The sequence below is a fragment of the Photobacterium phosphoreum genome (assembly GCF_002954725.1).
GTDB classification, from domain to species: Bacteria; Pseudomonadota; Gammaproteobacteria; order Enterobacterales; family Vibrionaceae; genus Photobacterium; species Photobacterium phosphoreum.
In genome coordinates this window covers 592987-612254 of record NZ_MSCQ01000002.1, presented here as the reverse complement: position 1 = coordinate 612254, position 19268 = coordinate 592987, and the positions used below count along the sequence as shown (strand labels likewise).

Annotated in this window: 16 protein-coding genes; 5 read left to right on the top strand and 11 right to left on the bottom strand. The window is 39.9% G+C overall.

Translation table 11 applies throughout. The features are described from left to right. Positions 1–93: 93 nt before the first annotated feature. Positions 94–1404, bottom strand: coding sequence for a lysine N(6)-hydroxylase/L-ornithine N(5)-oxygenase family protein (locus BTO21_RS14965; protein WP_045030316.1), 1311 nt, complete (start codon positions 1402–1404; stop codon positions 94–96). Then, positions 1404–2984, bottom strand: a complete 1581-nt coding sequence (locus BTO21_RS14960; protein WP_082056876.1) for a pyridoxal phosphate-dependent decarboxylase family protein — start codon at positions 2982–2984, stop codon at positions 1404–1406. The genes BTO21_RS14965 and BTO21_RS14960 overlap by 1 nt, the downstream gene beginning before the upstream one ends. A gap of 129 nt (positions 2985–3113) precedes the next feature. On the opposite strand from BTO21_RS14960, the gene BTO21_RS14955 reads away from it, so the two are divergent. Beyond that, entirely contained in the window at positions 3114–5720 is a 2607-nt protein-coding gene (locus BTO21_RS14955; RefSeq protein WP_045030317.1) for a GNAT family N-acetyltransferase, read from the top strand. A 68-nt stretch (positions 5721–5788) separates the two neighbouring features. Here BTO21_RS14955 and BTO21_RS14950 read toward each other — a convergent pair whose 3' ends face one another. The 3 genes from BTO21_RS14950 to BTO21_RS14940 form a co-directional block, all read right to left on the bottom strand. Next, the gene (locus BTO21_RS14950; protein WP_105026889.1) at positions 5789–6529 is read right to left on the bottom strand and encodes a siderophore ferric iron reductase; all 741 of its coding nucleotides are present in this window, start codon (positions 6527–6529) and stop codon (positions 5789–5791) included. A 509-nt stretch (positions 6530–7038) separates the two neighbouring features. After that, the gene (locus tag BTO21_RS14945; RefSeq protein WP_045030318.1) at positions 7039–8055 is read right to left on the bottom strand and encodes a DUF2955 domain-containing protein; all 1017 of its coding nucleotides are present in this window, start codon (positions 8053–8055) and stop codon (positions 7039–7041) included. A 35-nt stretch (positions 8056–8090) separates the two neighbouring features. After that, on the bottom strand, positions 8091–9158 hold the full coding sequence (locus BTO21_RS14940) for an HlyD family secretion protein (RefSeq protein ID WP_045030319.1): 1068 nt from the start codon (positions 9156–9158) through the stop codon (positions 8091–8093). Positions 9159–9272: 114 nt separating this feature from the next. Between BTO21_RS14940 and BTO21_RS14935 the strand changes: the two genes are divergently transcribed. Further along, positions 9273–10139, top strand: a complete 867-nt coding sequence (locus tag BTO21_RS14935; protein WP_045030321.1) for a LysR family transcriptional regulator — start codon at positions 9273–9275, stop codon at positions 10137–10139. Between the two features lie 37 nt (positions 10140–10176). Here BTO21_RS14935 and BTO21_RS14930 read toward each other — a convergent pair whose 3' ends face one another. The 4 genes from BTO21_RS14930 to BTO21_RS14915 all read right to left on the bottom strand — a co-directional run bounded on the left by BTO21_RS14930 (position 10177) and on the right by BTO21_RS14915 (position 13941). Beyond that, on the bottom strand, positions 10177–10443 hold the full coding sequence (locus BTO21_RS14930; RefSeq protein WP_045030322.1) for a hypothetical protein: 267 nt from the start codon (positions 10441–10443) through the stop codon (positions 10177–10179). Between the two features lie 177 nt (positions 10444–10620). Beyond that, entirely contained in the window at positions 10621–11340 is a 720-nt protein-coding gene (locus BTO21_RS14925; protein ID WP_045030323.1) for a DUF4336 domain-containing protein, read from the bottom strand. Between the two features lie 181 nt (positions 11341–11521). Next, positions 11522–12874 (bottom strand): cation:proton antiporter, encoded by a 1353-nt coding sequence (locus tag BTO21_RS14920; protein WP_045030327.1) that lies wholly within the window; start codon positions 12872–12874, stop codon positions 11522–11524. 344 nt (positions 12875–13218) lie between these two features. Beyond that, positions 13219–13941 carry a glycerophosphodiester phosphodiesterase family protein gene (locus BTO21_RS14915; protein WP_045030329.1) on the bottom strand — a complete coding sequence of 241 codons (723 nt, stop codon included), beginning with the start codon at positions 13939–13941 and terminating at the stop codon, positions 13219–13221. Positions 13942–14262: 321 nt separating this feature from the next. Between BTO21_RS14915 and BTO21_RS14910 the strand changes: the two genes are divergently transcribed. From BTO21_RS14910 to BTO21_RS14900, 3 genes are all read left to right on the top strand, one after another. Continuing rightward, positions 14263–14841 (top strand): nucleoside triphosphate pyrophosphohydrolase family protein, encoded by a 579-nt coding sequence (locus BTO21_RS14910; protein ID WP_045030331.1) that lies wholly within the window; start codon positions 14263–14265, stop codon positions 14839–14841. A 120-nt stretch (positions 14842–14961) separates the two neighbouring features. Next, the gene (locus tag BTO21_RS14905; protein WP_065194619.1) at positions 14962–16314 is read left to right on the top strand and encodes an MATE family efflux transporter; all 1353 of its coding nucleotides are present in this window, start codon (positions 14962–14964) and stop codon (positions 16312–16314) included. Between the two features lie 89 nt (positions 16315–16403). Next, positions 16404–17222 (top strand): alpha/beta fold hydrolase, encoded by an 819-nt coding sequence (locus BTO21_RS14900; protein ID WP_045030335.1) that lies wholly within the window; start codon positions 16404–16406, stop codon positions 17220–17222. A gap of 53 nt (positions 17223–17275) precedes the next feature. Here BTO21_RS14900 and BTO21_RS14895 read toward each other — a convergent pair whose 3' ends face one another. Together BTO21_RS14895 and BTO21_RS14890 are read right to left on the bottom strand one after the other, a co-directional pair. After that, a complete protein-coding gene (locus BTO21_RS14895; RefSeq protein WP_105026888.1) occupies positions 17276–18070 on the bottom strand; it encodes an alpha/beta fold hydrolase in 795 nt (264 codons plus the stop codon). Positions 18071–18171: 101 nt separating this feature from the next. After that, positions 18172–19266 (bottom strand): nucleotidyltransferase family protein, encoded by a 1095-nt coding sequence (locus BTO21_RS14890; protein WP_045030338.1) that lies wholly within the window; start codon positions 19264–19266, stop codon positions 18172–18174. Positions 19267–19268 lie beyond the last annotated feature (2 nt).

Genomic DNA, 19268 nt, shown 5'->3' with positions numbered 1-19268 from the left:
AACACCAATGTTTTAAAAAAGATACACTCGAGAAAATGGAGTCTGCTACCACAGACGCCAATGTAAGAACAATGAGAGAAAACTTTAGGCTCCTCATATCGTTGTTAGCACTCCCTCTTGTACCGGTGTAGCGAACTCTTGGAAGGCGATGCGCTTTTCTATTGGGTAGTGTTCTATTCCTGTGATTTCTTTAATTAGAATTGAGTTGCGATAGCAGGCCATTCCGAGATCTGGCGTAACAAAACCATGAGTGTGTAATTCTGCATTTTGTACAAATATGCGTTTGCCTCGCTTATCGATACTGTAGTTGCGGTTTACATCAAATCGGCCTTGGTTGTCCCATTTAATCTCACTATTGATCCCTTCTAAAAAATCCGGCAGTTGGTAGGTATAACCTGTTGCCAATATCAGTCCTTGTGTGTCCAGCTTAAATGCCGACTCTTGCTCGTCTTGATATAGACCAAGTGTAAAATTATCGTTTGAACGGGAAACTTGCTCTAAGGTGGTATTGGTCATTAGGCGGGTATTCACTTCACCATCGAGTTTTTTTACATAAAGTAGGTCAAAGATATCGTTGATAAGACAGGTATTAATGCCTTTATAAAGATGCTTTTGTTTCGCTATCAGTTGATCGCGTTTGGCTGGTGGCAGGTGATAGAAATAGTCAACATATTCAGGAGAGGTCATTTCTAATGTGAGCTTGCTGTACTCAAGCGGAAAAAATCGCGGCGAGCGTGTGATCCAGTTTAACTGATAGCCTTTGCTATCAATATCTTGGAGAAGATCATAATAGATTTCAGCAGCGCTTTGCCCCCCGCCAACAATGGTGATTGATTTGTTTTGTTGCAATTGATTTTTGTTGAATAAATAGTTGGAAGTGTGGGTTAAGTTACCTGCATATTCCTTACATGTGTCGGGAATATGCGTAGTTGGACCAGTACCAAGCACTAGATGTCGGCAATGAAATGTGACTAAAGAGTTGTTTGCTAAATCTTGTGCTTCAACTTGGTAAATATCTTTTTCTCGGTCGTAGTTAACCAAGGTGACATTGTGCTGGAAACGTATAGTGGAAATTTGTTTAGTTGCCCATTGGCAATATTGATTGTATTCCTTACGCATTAAGAAGAAATCTTCGCGGATATAAAAGGAGTAAAGTCGGCCTTGTTGCTTGATATAATTAAGAAAGCTAAGTGGATGAGTTGGATCAGCTAGCGTCACTAGATCTGACATAAAAGTCGTTTGCAGGTGGGCGTTTTCGAGCATCATGCCTGGGTGCCAATCAAACCCTTCATTTTTGTCTAGGAACAAGCCATTTACATCATCTAAAGTGTGGGTAAGCGCGGCTAAACCAAGATTGAACGGCCCTAAGCCGATCGCGATAAAATCGTAGACGGGATTGTTCATTACAGAGACTCCATGCAAACTGCGTTAGGTTGAGAACTTTGTTCGAGATTTTGATCATTTGTGATTGAGAAATATTGCTGACCCAGCGTTTTGATTAGCTCGACTACTTCCTCAATATGTTCGATTTGAGTGGCTGGATTGAGCAAGGTGAATTTTAGGTAGCGTTTCCCTTTAACTTGAGTACTGGCGATAACCGCTTCTCCGCTACGGAAAATTGCTTTGCGAATATGTTCATTGGCTTTATCGATTTCTTCATCAGTTGTTGGGTGAGAAGGCACAAATCGGAATACCAGTGTGCTGATTTCTGGCCTATGCAGCAGTTCTAAGCTTTTGTCGTCTTGGTAAAGTCGGTGACTATCTTTGGCAAGTTGCATGACTTGATCAAAGATAGCCCCAATCTTATCTGCACCCATAATTCTCAATGTTAGCCATAGTTTTAACGAATCAAAGCGTCGAGTCGTTTGTAAGCTTTTATCGACTAGGTTGGGTGTGCCTTCTTGCTTTTGACTCAATGGGTTTAAGTACTCGGCGTGGTGTGTGATAAGGCTTAACTTAGACTTGTCTTTAGCGAAAAAAGCGCCGCAACTGACAGGTTGGAAGAAAGATTTATGATAATCAACGGTGACGGAATCTGCATTTTCGATACCCGATAGAAGGTGTCGATTGTTCTCTGAAACTAAAGTGCCGCATCCATAGGCCGCATCGACGTGCATCCAAATATCGAATTGGTGACAAAGCTGGGCTATCTCGTGAACTGGATCGACACTACCAAAGTCAGTTGTTCCCGTTGTCGCAACAATGGCTAATGGAATCAGTCCTTGGTCGATGGTTTTTTTGACCTCATTTCTTAGAGCATTGATGTCCATTCTGAAGTATTCATCAACCGCAACGGGTACCACTGAGTTGTATCCGAGCCCTAATAGAGCTGACGATTTTTGAATACTGAAGTGGCTTAATTCTGAAGTGAAGATACGGAATTTGTGCCCATAGGAGGGAAGGCCTTGCTCTCGGACATTATGACTGCCTTTGTTAGCGCAGTAGTTGTCTCGCGCCAATAGCATCGCCATTAGGTTGGATTGTGTTCCACCACTAGTAAAAATTCCGTCAGCCTGACGATTGTAACCAATTTTTTTCGCAGTCCAATCAAGCAGTTTCTGCTCAATAAGTGTGCCACCTGCGCTTTGATCCCATGTATCGAGAGATGAGTTGATCGAAGAGAGGATCTGCTCAGCCAAAATGGCAGGGTAGACGATAGGGCAGTTTAAGTGAGCCATGTATTTAGGATGGTGAAAATAAATGGCATCTTTTAGGTAAAGTGATTCCAATTCTTTTAATGCATCGGAAATGGACTCTAGAGGTTGATCGAGCTCTAAGTTGGTAAATTGAAGGGCTAATTCTTTTGGAAGAATGCCACTGAACGGTTTACTAGTGTTCTCCAAACGACTTCTTACTAAATTTAGGCCTTGAATCAGGCAGGCTTCATAGGCTTGAAGGTTAGCTTGGTTAAAAATAAACTCGGTGGGTTCTGGCGTTTTTTGACTGCCAGAGTGTACTGCGTTGAGCGAATCAGTACTTATCATTTTAATTTCCCTTTATATTGATTTTTATGATTGATTTTTAATCTTTTATAATTAACATAAAATTTTTCAAGTGTATATAATAATGATTATCATTACGATTTGCATATTGGTTAAAGGAATATAACAATTATGTCGTTTCAAATTTATCGAGATAAATGGGGAATCCCACACATAAGAGCGGGCTCTGAACTTGAACTTGCCTATGCTCAAGGGGTTAACGTAGCTCTAGATCGAGGATGGCAACTGGAAGTAGAGCGTTTAAGATCAAAAGGGGTTAGTGCTGCTGCTTTAGGCAAGGAATATCTAGAATGGGATAAGTTCGCCAGACGTTCTAAGTTAGATGAGACTGCAATAAACTGTTTTCAACAACTAGATTCGGATACTCGTGAATGGCTATGCGAGTATGTGAAAGGTGTCAATTCAGCACTTGGGAAAAATAAAAATACAGCTTTTGAGAAGCATGCTATTGAACCGCAAGCATGGGAGCCTTGGACACCAATTAGCGTTTGGTTTTCAACTCATATTTTGATGGGAGGGTTCCCGAGCAAAATATGGCGAGAGGAACTCATTCAAAGGCTAGGTGAGCAGTACCTTGATTACTTTACTTCTGAAGATTTGTGGCGAGCAGAAAGCAACGGATGGTATATTCCTCCCTCTAAGACCTTGTCGGGTAAGTCTATTCAGGCCGGCGATCCTCATCGAGTTATTGAATTGCCATGCTGCTATCAACAGGTTCATTTATCGTGTGACGAATATACGGTGTTAGGCTTTGCAATTCCCGGTATTCCTGGGATTGCACATTTCGGGCATGCAGGATCAGTTGCTTGGTCGATTACCAATGCTATGGCTGATTATCAAGATTTATTCTTTGAGCGTATTTATCAAAAAGGTGATGCGTACTATTGCCAAGGGCCCGAAGGTGAAGAGCCTGTAGATATATGCAAAGAAGTCATTGAAGTCCGGGGTGAAAAGAGTGTAAAAATTGATGTACTCGAAACGCCACGGGGCCCGATTATTGTTGAAGGTAGAGATGCGCGTTTGCCTATCAGTATTCAACTGCCAGCGCGAAAATATTCGGTCTCGGGTTTTGAAGCGTTAAGATCTTTGTTACACGCTGAGTCTGTTGATGATGTCGAGCAAGCATTTTTATATTGGGTTGAGCCAGTTAATGTTCTTCAAGTATCTGATGTTAATGGTAAATTTATCAGTAAGGTTGTAGGGCATGTGCCTGAGCGCTCGACAGAAAACTTCAAACGTATAGTACCTGCTTGGAGCCCTGATTCTGTATGGACTGGACGTATAGAAGGAAAACGAAGTGACAACAGCGAGCAAGCGGTGGTAATGGCTAACCAACGTGGCTTAGCTTCTGAGATGGGAACAGAATTCTCTCCAGAACATCGAGCGAATCGCATTTTATCTTTGGTCAACTTTAGAGACTTGTGGTCTGTAGGCGAAGTGCAGCAAATACATACCGACACTTATTTAAGCACAGCCCCAATTATTTTAGATATAGTTGTATCTTTGTCAGATTTGTCTCAAGCGGCGTTTAGGCTTCAACAAATTTTGATTCGTTGGGACTGTAATATGGAAGCGAATAGCGTTGAGGCTGCTCTTTTTTCCAAGTTACGCGCGAATGTTGTTCAGCAAGTATCTAAAGTGCCTGACTTTCAAGTGATGAACTCAATCATCGAACAGAGCGAATACTCCGAATTATTCTACCCTTGGTTAAGTTTGACCTCACGTATTGCTTTTGCATTAAACACCTTGTTGACCAACGAAGATCTTGGTTTAGATGTAACATCTATCGTCAGAAAATCATTGATTGATTTGTCAGCCGAACAGCATCTTGATGAGACGTGGGCAGAGATTCATACAATTACACCTTGGAATACTTACAGAGACGAACGTTTAAATTCTTGGCCCGGTATTGGTGGTGATCATGATTGCGTGTTGTCGTCATATAGTGTCCCAGGCTTAACGCATAGCTGTTGGCGAGCGCCAGTAGCGCGATATATTTGGGATCTCGAGAATATTGAAAATAGCCAGTGGATCGTTCAATTTGGCGCAAATGATGACCCAGTGCATGAACACTTCAGCAATCAATTTGATATTTGGCGTCAAGGAAGTCTTGTTCCAGTTTCGGTCGAATGGGACGAGATGCGCTTAGAGTCAACGGTTGAGCTTAGTGAAGTTAACCTGTGTAATTACAGTCATGCAGTGAATGGCTTGGGAAGGTTTGAAGTTCGGCCCGTTAACCCTAAACATGACAGTGACTTAATTCATTCTTGGGTGACACAAGAGCGTGCTCAATTCTGGGGGATGGCAAATTATGATAAGCAGTATATCGAGTTTATTTACCAATATTTAGATGTGCACCCTCATCACGATATATTTTTTATCGCGTTTGAAAATCAGTCAGTGGCACTTGTCCAGCTTTATGACCCAAGATATGAAGAGGTCGGGGATAAATTTGTAACTCAAGCTGGGGATATCGGCTTACATATTTTTGTCGCTCCCGCTAAAAATCCTGTTGCTGGGTTTACACAAGGTATATTCAATACGATTAAAGACTACGTTTTTTCTAATTCAGATAACAAGAGAATTGTTGCTGAGCCAGATTCTCATAATATCAAGGCGCTAAGTCGATTTGAACGTTTAGGCTTTGTGTTTGGTGAACAAGTGGAGTTAACCTCCAAAACCGCTCAATTGGTTTATTTTGAACGCGAAGTGCGATAGAAAAGTTTGTCTGGTGAGACTGAGCCTAAAAGCCATAGAACTTATTGGCTTTGAAGGCTTATCGTCTTCTAGGGGGAATGATTAGCCGATTTCCAAGCTCTGGGGCAGTCGCTGCAAAGGTTTTGTCCTTGGCATTTATAGACTAAACAGCAGCTTGTTCTCACGAGAACAAGCTCTTTTGATTGCTTGTTGTAGTTGAGCGACTTCAATAATTTCTCTGGTAAGTTGCAAGCTTTTAACCATAACTGAGCTTGATTTAGCAGGTATTGTTCCGATAGTGAAGGATAAAATTGGCTAAGTTTTACTAAACAACCGAATATTGCATCAGCAAATAAATGTGCGGTAAATCCCGGGCGAATGCGCGTCCAAGAGTTTATCTCGTTGCGGAAATAATTAAAAAGTTTGTTGAGTTCTTTTCCTGCTTCCAGGATAAGTTCTTCGTTTGTTCCTTTGATGTAGGATTGTGATTGAAGCTGATAACCTGCGACATAACCTTCATGAACGTGCTGAGCTATAGAGGATAACTGAGGCAATCCGCGACAGGCGTAGATCGAAATAAACGCAGTGTAAATAGGTTGCCAACAAAGCAGACCCCAGGTACGAGTTAGCCAATAAGCTGCTCCAGCTTCTGGGTTAGAGTGCTTTAAATTTTCATATAGGTTGCGAATAACTTCGGAACTGTTGTACTCAATTTGAATAATGCTTTGTTCAACGCTGTTGCTGGCTAGAGTTTTAATTTGTCCATCAAGGTAAGGCGTGACTTGTTTGGAATACTTGAAAAGACGTTTGAAGAATAATGAGTTACTCATTTGAAGGTATGGATACTCTATTCGAATTGTTGTCGTAGGCAAAGAATAAATAAACGATCACACAATTGCAAATAATTCTCATTATTGATTGTCGTTAAGTCGACCAAGCACGCAATAGTCTGGTTTTTCCTTTTTACTGTAAGGCTATTGAGTTAGATACACGAATAAACCTCACAATATACGATACTGATTTTTTGGTGGTAGACCTTTAGCGCCTTTCTGACGATGAAGTGATGCTTCTACGCTTAATAGATTTTCAGGAGCATTAGCAAATTTCTCACATTTCTCATCTGTTCAGAAGCTGGAACCGTGATCCCATGACCATTTTAGAGGTACTACATGGTCTATATCGATTTCAGATGCGTTGTAAATAGTGTTTCCAGATAAGGGTGAAATCCAACAATCAGATGTAGTCTTACATTGCTTCGTTGATTTAAATTGGATAGATAATGATAGAGAGTGAAGTGGCATAGTTAATTTGTCCATTCACTATATTTTTACTAAATATCTTAACCATGATTAAAATGCTCAGTGGGTGATTTAATCACTCGAACGAGAAAGTGATGGATGATCCAAATAGCCATTGAGGTTAAAACGACCGCTACAAAAATAGAACTAAAGCGATAGAAAATAGCAAATACAGCATCTTTTTGATCAGGTATTAATGATGTTGTAAGTGGAACACTTAGTGCAGCCATAGCTGAAAGACCAATACTTGATTTGATGGTACCTAGTGCTAACCACGAGCAGAAAAATCCAGCAGCAATTGCATAAGCCATAATAAGTAATATGCCGTTATCAGACCACGTATAGAGTCCTACTTGAATAATTAAGCCAGCTAAACATCCAAGAAAAGTACCAATAATACGTATTTTGGCAGCAGTCAGTGAACCAATTAAGGTCATTGGTGCTAGTACGATAATAATTGATGCCTGTGCTGATAACGAATCATTGAGATCGCCGACTTGAAACACCAAAAATGCCAGCATGGCAATGATCCATCCTAATGCCGTTTGTCTTATCATACCAATATGATCATAACGTTGTGCGTCGTGGGTTGTATCTACTGCAGTTTCGGCTATTGGTTCTGGAAACAGCAAATAGGCAAGAGCACAAATAGGAACAGTCACAAGCGCACAGCACCATAAGGTAATTGAAAAGTCTTCTAAATCAAAGCTGCTATAACTGGCAAAATTAAGTGCAATAGAACCGACAAGTAAGCCTACAAAACCAAATAAATAACTGCTTTTATGGCTCATCGCAATACATTTTTCGAGAAATAATATTCCTACCACAACAGTTAATAGCAAGGGCGATGATTGAAAAAACCCGCTAATAAAACTGACTTCAATCGTGACCCAAACAACGCCCACGATAAGTTGCTGAAAACTATTCCAATGCCAATGATCGGCATTTGTCATAATGATAATAGGTAATAAAGCGGCGAAAAAGCCATATGACCAGCCAAATATCATAGTAACGGCTAAACCTGTAACACAACCAAACCAAAGACGCATTGTTTTCATGAGTAATGACTCCGTGAATAATTAGTTGAGTTGGTTTAGTAAATAAAATGCAGCGCACTGGCTAAGTGAATTTCGATTTTTGCGAACAATTTCCATATAGGATCTTGCTGAGGATAGACAACGACTGTTGCACGAGATCCTACAAATAATTGGGGTGGTAATGGCTGTTCGCTGATGAAATTGACGCGTACTCGTTGAGCGTCACGTACCCAGCGGTTACTGGTGACAATATTTGTAAGATGACCATTCGCTACTTGTTGGGCGGCAGCAACACCAAAATCGCGATTATTGATTGTTAATGGGAATACTTGACCAGGCAGAGCATCATAGGCGACATACGCCATCGAATGAGAATGAAAGTTAGCAATCGATTTTTCTCTAAAATCAGCCGTAACCCACATTGAATCCGTTGGGATAAAGGTCAACATTGGTTGATTAGCATTCGCCATTGTACCGATATCGACTTGAAGATTAGTGATCACACCGTTACTTGGTGCGATGACCTGAGTATGGGTTAAATTAAGTTTGGCTTGTGCTAAGGCATTTTCAGCAGCAAGTACAAGGGTGCTTTGCCCCGGTGTAGTGCCCAATTGAGTTTGTATTACCACTGCTTGCTGTTTAGCGGCGGCTAAATTTGCTTGTGTCATTTGATATTTAGCATAAGCATTATCGCGCATTGATGCTGAAACCAATTGTTTTTTTGCCAATTTGTTAATGCGGTTAAAATCGCGATGAGCATTATTATAATTGGCTTGGCTGGTGGCAATATTTGCTTGGGCAACACTGGCCTGTGCATACAGTGCTTGTTCTTGTTGGTGTGCTTGTTCTACAGCGACTTGTGCTTGATCAACCGCTAAGCGATATTTCTGATCATCAATACTAAGAAGGTGTTCGCCTTTTGTTACTGTTTGATTATTTTTAATATCGACTTGGGTAATGATGCCTGACACTTCAGGAGCAATTTGTACCACATAACCTTGAACACGACTTTCACTGGTTAAAGGCACATATCTATCGGCAATAATGATGTAGGTCATCAACAAAATAAAAACAATAATAAGACAACGCATCCAACGCTGAAAAGTGGTGTGAGAATGAGGCATGAGATATTCCAGTGGTCACGATCAAGCTGCTCAGTATAAGTAAAATTAGCTTGATTAAATACCGTGATGAATGTCACACTTATGAGCTAAAAATAGGACGATAGGTTTTTTTTAATGAAAGCATCAATGGATGATTTGTATTTATTCATACTAACAGTACGACATGGTGGTATCAGTGCCGCTGCAACAGCCCATGGATTGCAGCGATCAAAAGTCAGTCGTCGTTTACAAGAATTAGAAAAAGCGCTGCATTGCCAGTTATTAATTCGTACTACGCGGCATATTGAATTAACTGAAAATGGACGTCTACTGTATCAGCATATAAGTCAGCCATTCACAGATGTTAATCACGCTATTAATTTATTAGAAAGTCAGCAAAATAGTTTTCAGGGTGTATTACGATTAGCTGTCACCGTTTCTTTTATTTCATCGCCGATGTTTGTTGAGGTATTAGATACCTATGCACGCCAGTTTCCATTGGTGAGATTAGAGTTACTTCATTTTCAAGAAAGTATTGACTTAGAAAGAGAAAATGTTGATTTGCAACTATTACCTAATATGGTTGAGATTATTAATCATGATTATGTACAACAAGCATTTTTAACATCGAGTAATGGATTATTTGCATCGCCAGCATATTTACAGCAACATTCTGAGCCGAAAACAATGGTGGAATTGCAACAACATTGGTTATTAGCCAGTCGACATAATGCAACTTTGTTACCTGAAGGGACGCGGTTACGGTTGGTGTCTGAAGATATAAATATGATTCAGCAGATGGCAAGTTTGGGGCAAGGTATTGCGTTACTGCCTAATATTCTAATGCAAGAATCTTTGCAGCAGGGAAAATTAGTACAAGTGTTAACGGATGTTAATTACTCCGATATTATGATGACATTGGTGTATTCATCACGGCGTTTTTTACCAGAAAAAACGCGCGCAATGGTGACATTATTACATCAAAAATTTGCAGGACAATAACAACATGGTGCGCGATTATATTAAATAAGACTTAAAATTATTTTATTTCGCGGGCAAATTTTATTTTTTCGACTGCAGTGACCCAAGTGGGACGATTGATGTAATGGCCGATGATCAATGCGGGAATAACAAAGGTAACGTGGATCGCAGCAAGGTGTGCGTTTGATAACGCCAATGCTGTATTACCACTGGTATAATTGAATAACGCAATGGTACCAAAAATTATCCCAAGCACACTTAAGATAAAAAATCCGATAACGCTCAGACCAAGAATATCACGAGAATAAAGCTTAAATAGGTTCATTAATTCACTCCTAACCTCGACGATTTGTTGTTATTAAAATCGTAATAAAGATTATGGTATCTACTGTTATTTTATTACTATGCACCTTCAGAATAAGAGCGATATTGATCTTGCACATGAATTGGGATCAATTAAGACTTATATATTTAAATAATAGATAAGCGTGATTTTTTACATCTACTTTGTTGTTGTCATCTTCAATTTATGTGGCATTAGCCAACTAAAGGCGGTGGAAAAATGTGCTTTAGCATCACTATTAATTACTTTACCATGCGACAAGATAATACGCTCAAAAGGCCAAGTAAGGATTTCTTGAATCGATTGTCGTAGTTGGGTGTGATTTCGAAACGTGACACGCCAATACAAAGGCATTGCGGGTTTAAAATAGCAGCCATTAAGAACCGCAATTGCAAAGGTCAGTGGATGCGTGCTTTCTACCATCCACGCTAAGGCATCGCCTAAAATAAGTGTTTTTGATTGCGGATCACAAAAAGCAATTTCCTCCATCGTATCACTGCCACGGATCACTGTTTGCAGTAATTGCCCTTGCCAATGAAGGGAGGTTTTATTACCTAGTGCATCATCAAAGGTTAAATCGCTGCGTTTATGAATCAGTCCTGGTGGCGCATAAAAGTAAGCCTGAGGATAGGCTAGCCACCAATCAGACAGATAAATATTATGGCTTTTATTGGGAGTAACCACATAGGCAATATCACCAAGTTGACTAATTTGTTGGCGTAATGTCGGTGTGATTTCAATTGGGGAGTGAATAAAAATTTTGTTGTTATTTAATCGGATCACCGTCATTCGGTGCCCAATAGGCGCTCCCGCTAATAGATATGGCATATCACAATACCAGATACGATCTTTAGTCCATTCAACGAGAGTGCAATCCATGCTCATAAGCGTCATAACGGTTAATTAATAGATAATGATCATCATAGGATTAATTTTCTAATGGTCAACATTTTTATTACATTAAGCTGTTTATTTGATAACGACTTTGCAAAAAAATAGCCACCGTTGTCAGCGGTGGCTAGTGTTTAACGATTAACGATTAACGATTAACGATTAACGATTAACGATTACTGTTATTAGCGTTATCGGTTGTTGACGTTTCTGTCTTTGAGGCAGGGTTCATCGCCGCTTGATCCATTTTTGCTTGTTCTTCTTTTGCTTTGTGGATCATTGGTGTAATTGTTGAGCCTTGCACAATAATGGAGAAAATAACCACTGCATACGTCATTAATACAATGATTTCTTTTACATCAATATCAGGGCTAAAACCAATAGGGATCCCTGCTGGAATCGCCATCGCCATTGCCAGTGCTAATCCGCCACGTAAGCCACCCCAGGTTAATATTTTAACGGATAATGGATTATATTGACGGTGGCGGTTAAAGACTTTATAAGCGTATTTCACACTGAGGTAACGGCTTAAAAGTACTAATGGTATAGCAATCACAACTGCCACTATATCAATCATGTGGAAAGAGAAAGTGATCATCATAAAGCCGATCAATAAGAATAAAATGGCGTTTAAAATTTCATCGGCAAGTTCCCATAAATGCGAGATCTGATGGGAAGCCGCTTCTGAAATGGTATTGCGGGTCCAGTTACCGATGATAATACCCGCCACAACCATTGCCAGCGGTGCTGATACTTCAATATGTTCGCTAACGACATAACCAAATGTTGGCACTAAAATGGTTAAAATTAAGCGGAACATATTGTCATGCGAGGTTTTAATCAAGAAGTGGAATACCACCCCAAGCACCGCACCAAATGCAATTCCCCCTAATGCTTCACGTATAAACAACATTGTGGTACTGGCTATCGTTGGGGCAGTTTTACTAAATGCAATTTCAAATAGCGTCACAAAAATGACTAAACCGACACCATCATTAAACAGTGATTCGCCTTCGATTTGTGTTGAGATCCGTTGCGGGGCATTAAGCTTTTTAACAATGGCTAATACGGCAATAGGATCGGTTGGTGAAATCAATGCACCAAAGAGGCAGCAATAGATAAAATCAATATCAATAGTTAATATCTTAAACAGTGCCCATAGCACCGTACCGATAAAGAAGGTTGAGAAGACGGTGCCGACAAGCGCAAGAAACGATATTTCAAACTTCTGATCTTTAAGGTGAGGCAATTGGATATTTAATGCGCCACCAAAAAGAAGGAAGCCTAAGACACCTTTGAGTAAGAAGTCATCAAATTTAACCCCTTGTACCATCTGAATCAGTTCATGCTCATTATTCAGTGGAATATAACCTAACTTACTTAATATTAAGAGAATAAAGGATATCGCTATCGACCAGCCTGTAATGGCAATTGTGGGTTGGAATTTACCAATACGGTTATTAATAATTGAAATAAAGACAGCAATGGCTGCCATTATACATACTGTGTCATAGGCTGACATGAATAGTGTGCTCCACTAGATATCAAATAAGTTGTCGTTTGACAGTTGTTAGCATAATTATCTGATGTTGTGTGTAATAAAAGAGAGATATAAATAAACAAACATTAAATTATATTCTCTATAAACATATATTTATATATTAATGAGTTCAGATATAAAATGTTCACATTATTTTGGAATGTAAAGACCCATTTTTGAGTGTGATGAGGTTTAGTATAAACACCGCTTAAAATAGGGTGAGGATTTTGATGAGAATAATAACGGCTGGGCAGTAAAGTGGCAGCGTGCTGCGAGTCAATATGAATAATAAACTGACTCGCAAACAAAGTGTTAGGTGATGAGTATTATTTTTTTGCTGCAGAGATTAATAAACCAGGATCGTCACTAATAATAGTACTCACTCCCCAACGGGTAAATTTATCTACTTGCTTAGGATCATTCATGGTCCAGATTTGGAGCACTTTACCGGCACCAGTAATTTCTTTAGCCAGTGTTTTATTTAGTAGATGATGATCCAAATGAATGCTATAGAGATCAAGTTTTTCATCTAAACGTGCAATATCGGGCACCCAATCTTCAATGATCAACCCACGGCGAACTTTTGGCCATTGCTTTAAGCACTGCTTGACAGCGTTATAGGAAAAACTGGAAAGAATAAGCCGATCGGTGTCGAAACCATAAGCTCTAATTGCTTCAATTGTTTTACTGACTTGCAGTTCAACTTCTTCTTCATAATGGACTTTGATTTCAAGATTAAGGCTTAGTCCATAATCATCACAGGCTTGGAGTAGTTCAGTTAACGTTGGAATTTTTGCACCTGCAAATTCAGGCGCAAACCAGCTTCCCGCATCTAATTGCTTTAATTCATTGAGTGGCTTATGACGTACACTTCCAGAGCCGTTAGTACAGCGACGGACACTTTTATCATGAATAATGACAGGAATTAAGTCTTCGCAAAGCTGAGTATCTGTCTCAATCCACGTCGCACCAGCATCAGCAGCAGCTTGCATGGATATTAATGTATTTTCTGGGGCGACTGCGCGCGCGCCACGGTGACCTGCAATCATCACTTCTCCAACATCGATATGATTACCGCAATATAGAGCGTTACGGTATAGATAATTATGACCGAAATTTTATGGAATTTACTTTAATTCGCAAGTGATTAAATACGAATAATGATATCTCAATTGTTGGGTTTTAGTGCAGACTCACAAAGGTTAAGTCTATTTTGTCATCAAGCAGACTGTTTTTAGATAATTGGTTTTGTATCTGGCTCAGGATTGGATTAGTATCTTTGGCCGTTACGTGATTTTGTTGAGCATAGTAATGTGCTTATGGATGACAAAATAACGTTCCCCCTTTAAACCTGAAACAAGGATATTCGAATGAAGCTTTCTGCGCTAGACCAATCCCTTTTCGATCACCTTTACAGCGATATTCGAGAGTTTCGTTCCACCTTTGATTTAGATATTGAAAATCCTGCTAGCCTTGATGCTCAAGCGGATGCGTTACACACGTCACTAGCGGTTGAAGAGATGACTGAACTTGCTGAAGCGGACTCATTAGTCGAACAAGCGGATGCTATTGTTGATTCAGTGTATGTACTCATGGGGCGTTTGGTTCATCTTGGTGATAAAAAAATCACGGATAATATCGGCATCAGTTACTTAATTGATATTTTATTGCAGATGTCTGAGCGTTTAGGCTTTACGTTTATCGACTGTTGGAATGAAGTCCATTCAAGCAACATGAGTAAAGTCTGCCGTAGTCAGCAACAATATGACGAGACTGAAGCTTTCTATGCTCAGCAAGGCGTTGTTTTAATGGCGAGCACTAAAGGCGATTATATCATTGCCAAATGTGCTCAAGACGTTGATGTTAATGGCAAGCTTATTCGCACAGGTAAAGTATTAAAATCTATTTATTACCGTCCTGCAGATTTAGTAAAATTAGTCATACGTTAATTTAAGTTATAAAAATATTTTATAATCCTCGCAATAGCGGGGATTTTTTATTGGTATTAAGTACAAGGTTGTGGCTTGACGCTAGGTGTTTTCTGTTAACGTTTTATTTAAGTTATTATTATGAATGTAAAAACGACCACTCCCTCAGGCTCTCACAGTTTAGCGCATCAGTTGTTCACCATGACATGGCCAATGTTATTTGGGGTATTGTCGTTAATGAGTTTCCAATTAGTCGATAGTGCCTTTATTGGACAACTCGGCATCCTACCTTTAGCGGCACAAGGCTTTACGTTACCGATGCAAATGCTCGTTATTGGTTTGCAAGTCGGACTTGGTATTGCGACTACCGCATTAATTTCACGCGTACTCGGTAATAATGATCATCATCGTGCGCGTCAGCTCGGTGGTGTGGTGGTCATTATTGGTGATTTAGGGATCATGGCATTGTGTGCGGCAATATGGTTTGGTCGTCATCAACTGTTATGGCTACTTGGCGCACCTTCTAATGTGTTTGAGGTGATTGATAGTTATTGGCCCGTATGGTTGGCAAGTGCTTGGTGCGGTTCGATGGTGTACTTTGCTTATAGTATTTGTCGTGCTAATGGCAATACCTTGTTACCCGGTATCATGATGGTGATCACCAGTGTGCTTAACATTGGTTTAGATCCACTGTTTATGTTTACGTTTAATATGGGTATCAACGGGGCGGCATGGGCAACAATTGTATCGTTTAGTATTGGTATGCTAGTGGTGTATCCACTGTTGATTAAACGCCAATGGTTGAGTTTTGATTGGCGTGGGTTAGCCGTTTATAAAGCCATTAAAGAACTCATTCACATTATGGCACCGGCGATGTTGAGTCAATTGTTGCCGCCAGTATCGGCAATTTTAGCCACTAAGTTAGTTGCAGGTTTTGGTGCTGCAACAGTTGCCGCTTGGGCGTTGGGATCACGATTAGAGTTCTTTTCATTAGTGATTGTACTTGCGTTAACGATGTCGATGCCACCTATGGTTGGGCGTCTACTCGGTCGTAAAGATATCACCAGTATTGAAACCTTGATCATGATTGCGGTGCGCTTTATCTTGGTTTGGCAAGTTGCCATTGCTGCGGTGCTATTTTTTAGTGCGCCGTCATTAACGCAGTTATTAACATCTGATGCCTCAGTGCAGCATATTTTGATGATCCACTTAACCCGTGTACCTATTAGTTTGGGTGCATTAGGGATTTGTATGCTAATGGTTTCAGTGTGTAATGCGATGGGATTACCGATGCGAGCATTGCTGATTTCGGCATTACGCTTATTTGTGTGTTATCTACCTGTATTATGGCTTGGTGTGCATTTTGCGGGATTAACTGGGCTATTTACGGGCGCAATGTTAGGTAATATTGCGGCGGGGTTATGTGCTTGGGGATTTTATCGTCAAGGATTAGCCAGTATTCGTAATAAGTACCGAGTTACATCGATGGCATAACTATTATAATTGCTATTATGGTAACGTGTTGTAATAACAGAGCTTAACAACCAAACAACAAATAAATTAACCAAGAAAGGATATCTGCAATGCAAACCTTCGCTATTGATGGTCAACAGATGACTTACCGTGATCAAGGTACGGGCCCTGTGCTTGTCTTTGGTCATAGCTATTTATGGGATAGTGCAATGTGGGCACCTCAAATAGCGGTATTAAGCCAACATTACCGGTGTATTGTGCCTGATTTTTGGGCGCATGGTGGTTCTGATAGTGCGCCGTTAGCAACGCGTACATTGCGTGATTATGCCGATGATGTATTGGCATTATTGGATCATTTAGAGATTGAACAATTTGCAGTGATTGGTTTATCAGTTGGTGGCATGTGGGGTGCAGAACTAGCCCTTAAAGCCCCAACGCGTGTTACGGCATTGGTGTTAATGGATACGTTCTTAGGTTATGAACCTGAGGTGTTACATACAAGATATTTTGCGATGTTAGATACGTTGCGTGATCAGCAACATGTACCTACTGCCGTTATTGATATGATAGCACCATTATTTTTCCGTCGTGATGGTCATCTTCATAATCCACAGTTGGTCAGTAACTTCCGCAATTATTTAAGTGAGTTGCGCGGTGAGCGTGCTGTGGCTGTGTCTGAAATGGGACGGATGGTATTTGGTCGTCGTGATACGTTTGATGATATAGAGCAGTTAACCGTTCCTACTCTTATTATGTCTGGCCTAGAAGATAACCCGCGTCCGCCACTTGAAGCACAATTGATGCATGATGCAATAGATGGCAGTGAATATGTGCTGATTCCAGAAGCAGGGCATATTAGTAACCTTGAGCAACCGCAATTTGTAACTGCACAATTACAGCGTTTTTTAAGTAAAGTATTATCCGCTTAAATGCGTAGATTTGAGCCCAGTGAGTGTGCAATGCCTCACTGTGGCTTATTATGTTAGTTAGTTAGTTGACAGTGTTGTTGAATAAATCCAATTGAGTGGCGGTTAAATGCGTCTGGCTGCTCAATATTACACACATGACCACAACCCGCAAGTTGGGTTAAAACACTATTTTGATGGCGTTTAATCATTTCTTTTACTGATTTAAGAAACATATAATCATGCTCACCCATTAAATAGAGGGTTGGAATCATGAGTTCTTTTTCTTTAAAATATTTCATGATTGGATTAACGTCAGTGGCAAGTTTAAACCACCGCTTAAATTCTTGTTGGCATAATTTTTTAGCTTCACGGATAAATAAGTGCCGCGATTGGCGCTGATTTTTTTGTGGCATAACCACATAAGCAAACAAACGATATAGCCACATATAAGGCAGAATATGTTTACTCAGGTTGCCGAGCTTCATCAGAAATTGAGAGCGCGTATTTAGCCGCGTGACTGCACCGCCAAGGATCATCGTTTGAACCCGTTCAGGGGCAAGTTCTGCAAGATGACGAATAATGATCGTACCTAATGAAATACCGACAAAATGGGCTGATTGAATTTTGAGGTGATTAAGCACATCGATAATATCTTTGGTCACCATCTTGAACGTATAATTATTGTTCATTACATCTTGAAACATGGTATTAGATTTACCATGGCCACGTAAATCAAGTAGCAATAAATTAAAATGCTGTTTATAGGCTTTTATTTGCTTAAACCAGATCGAAGAACTCCCACCTGCACCATGTACAAAAACCACCCACTCTTTACTTTCTTTATGTGGATATGTTTTGTAAAACAGCATGTTATTCAAATTATTCTGCCTTCCTTGAGAATGATATTTGCATAGTAGCATGAGAATTCAATTCAGGTACTGTCTTATAGATAGCGAAGGCATTATTGTGTTTAGTAGATCACCTCTTCATCATCATGAGGAATATTATTTATAATTAATCGTTTAATGATATGAGGCACAATACAGTAGATTGGCATTTGTTTTAAACGCCCTCGAAAACGCAGTGATTTTACCGAATCTCGATAACCTATATTATGGTGTAAAGGAAACTGATGACGAAACGCATTGATAAAATGTTGTCGATATAGCCAATAGGAAAAGCGATCTAATTTATGTCGTCGAAAATAGGCGAGTGCTGTTTCAGGTACTGATAAATTAAATAAACGCTGACATAAACTGACGGCAAGATAAAGGCTATTATCATTACCAAGCTGCTGGTGGAGTTGAATTAGATGGTGCCAAAAAGTCGGATGCTGACTAAAGTAAACAAACTGCAAATATAAATTATAAATATCGCGTAACCCATAATGATAATCAATTTGGTTAAATAACATAATCGCTTGATGAAGCACCATGGCATCGGGTGATAATAGTGTAGCGGGCTCACAAATTGAGGGTGATAAATGATGGTGCAGCAATGGCGCTGAATTAAGTTTATTGGATAATGTTTTCGGTAATAATTGAAAGTGAATCGCGAGTTCAGTGCGGCGTTGTTTGTGAATCAATGGCGTTGTTTGTTGTGCCCAGCGGCGATAAAAGGTTTCTTCATAGTCAGCGATATTTTTATAACGCCAGCCATTGTTTAACAGCTTTTTTTCAACGTTAGCGACATGCTGCTGTGGAACGTAAATATCAATATTATTTTTAATTCTGCCAGCGAACATATTATTATCGAGTAGCTGCAATGCACTGCCACGCAAATAACGCCATGAGTTAATAACACCATGTAATTGTTCACTTAAATATTGGTGTTCAAGTAATAATTGTTGCTGTTGTTTTTGGTAGCTGTGAAACCCTGACTGTAATTGCTGCTGGGTGTGTAGTGGCAAATCTTGTTCGATGTGTGCCCGATCGCAACTTGCTTTTAATTGCCCTAATAATGATAAGTGACGGGCTTCGGTGATGATTTTGTAACTGAGTTTGTCATCGATGTTCAGTAATCTATTAGGGTTATTGAGAACATCAATGAGCAATAATTCCGACATTG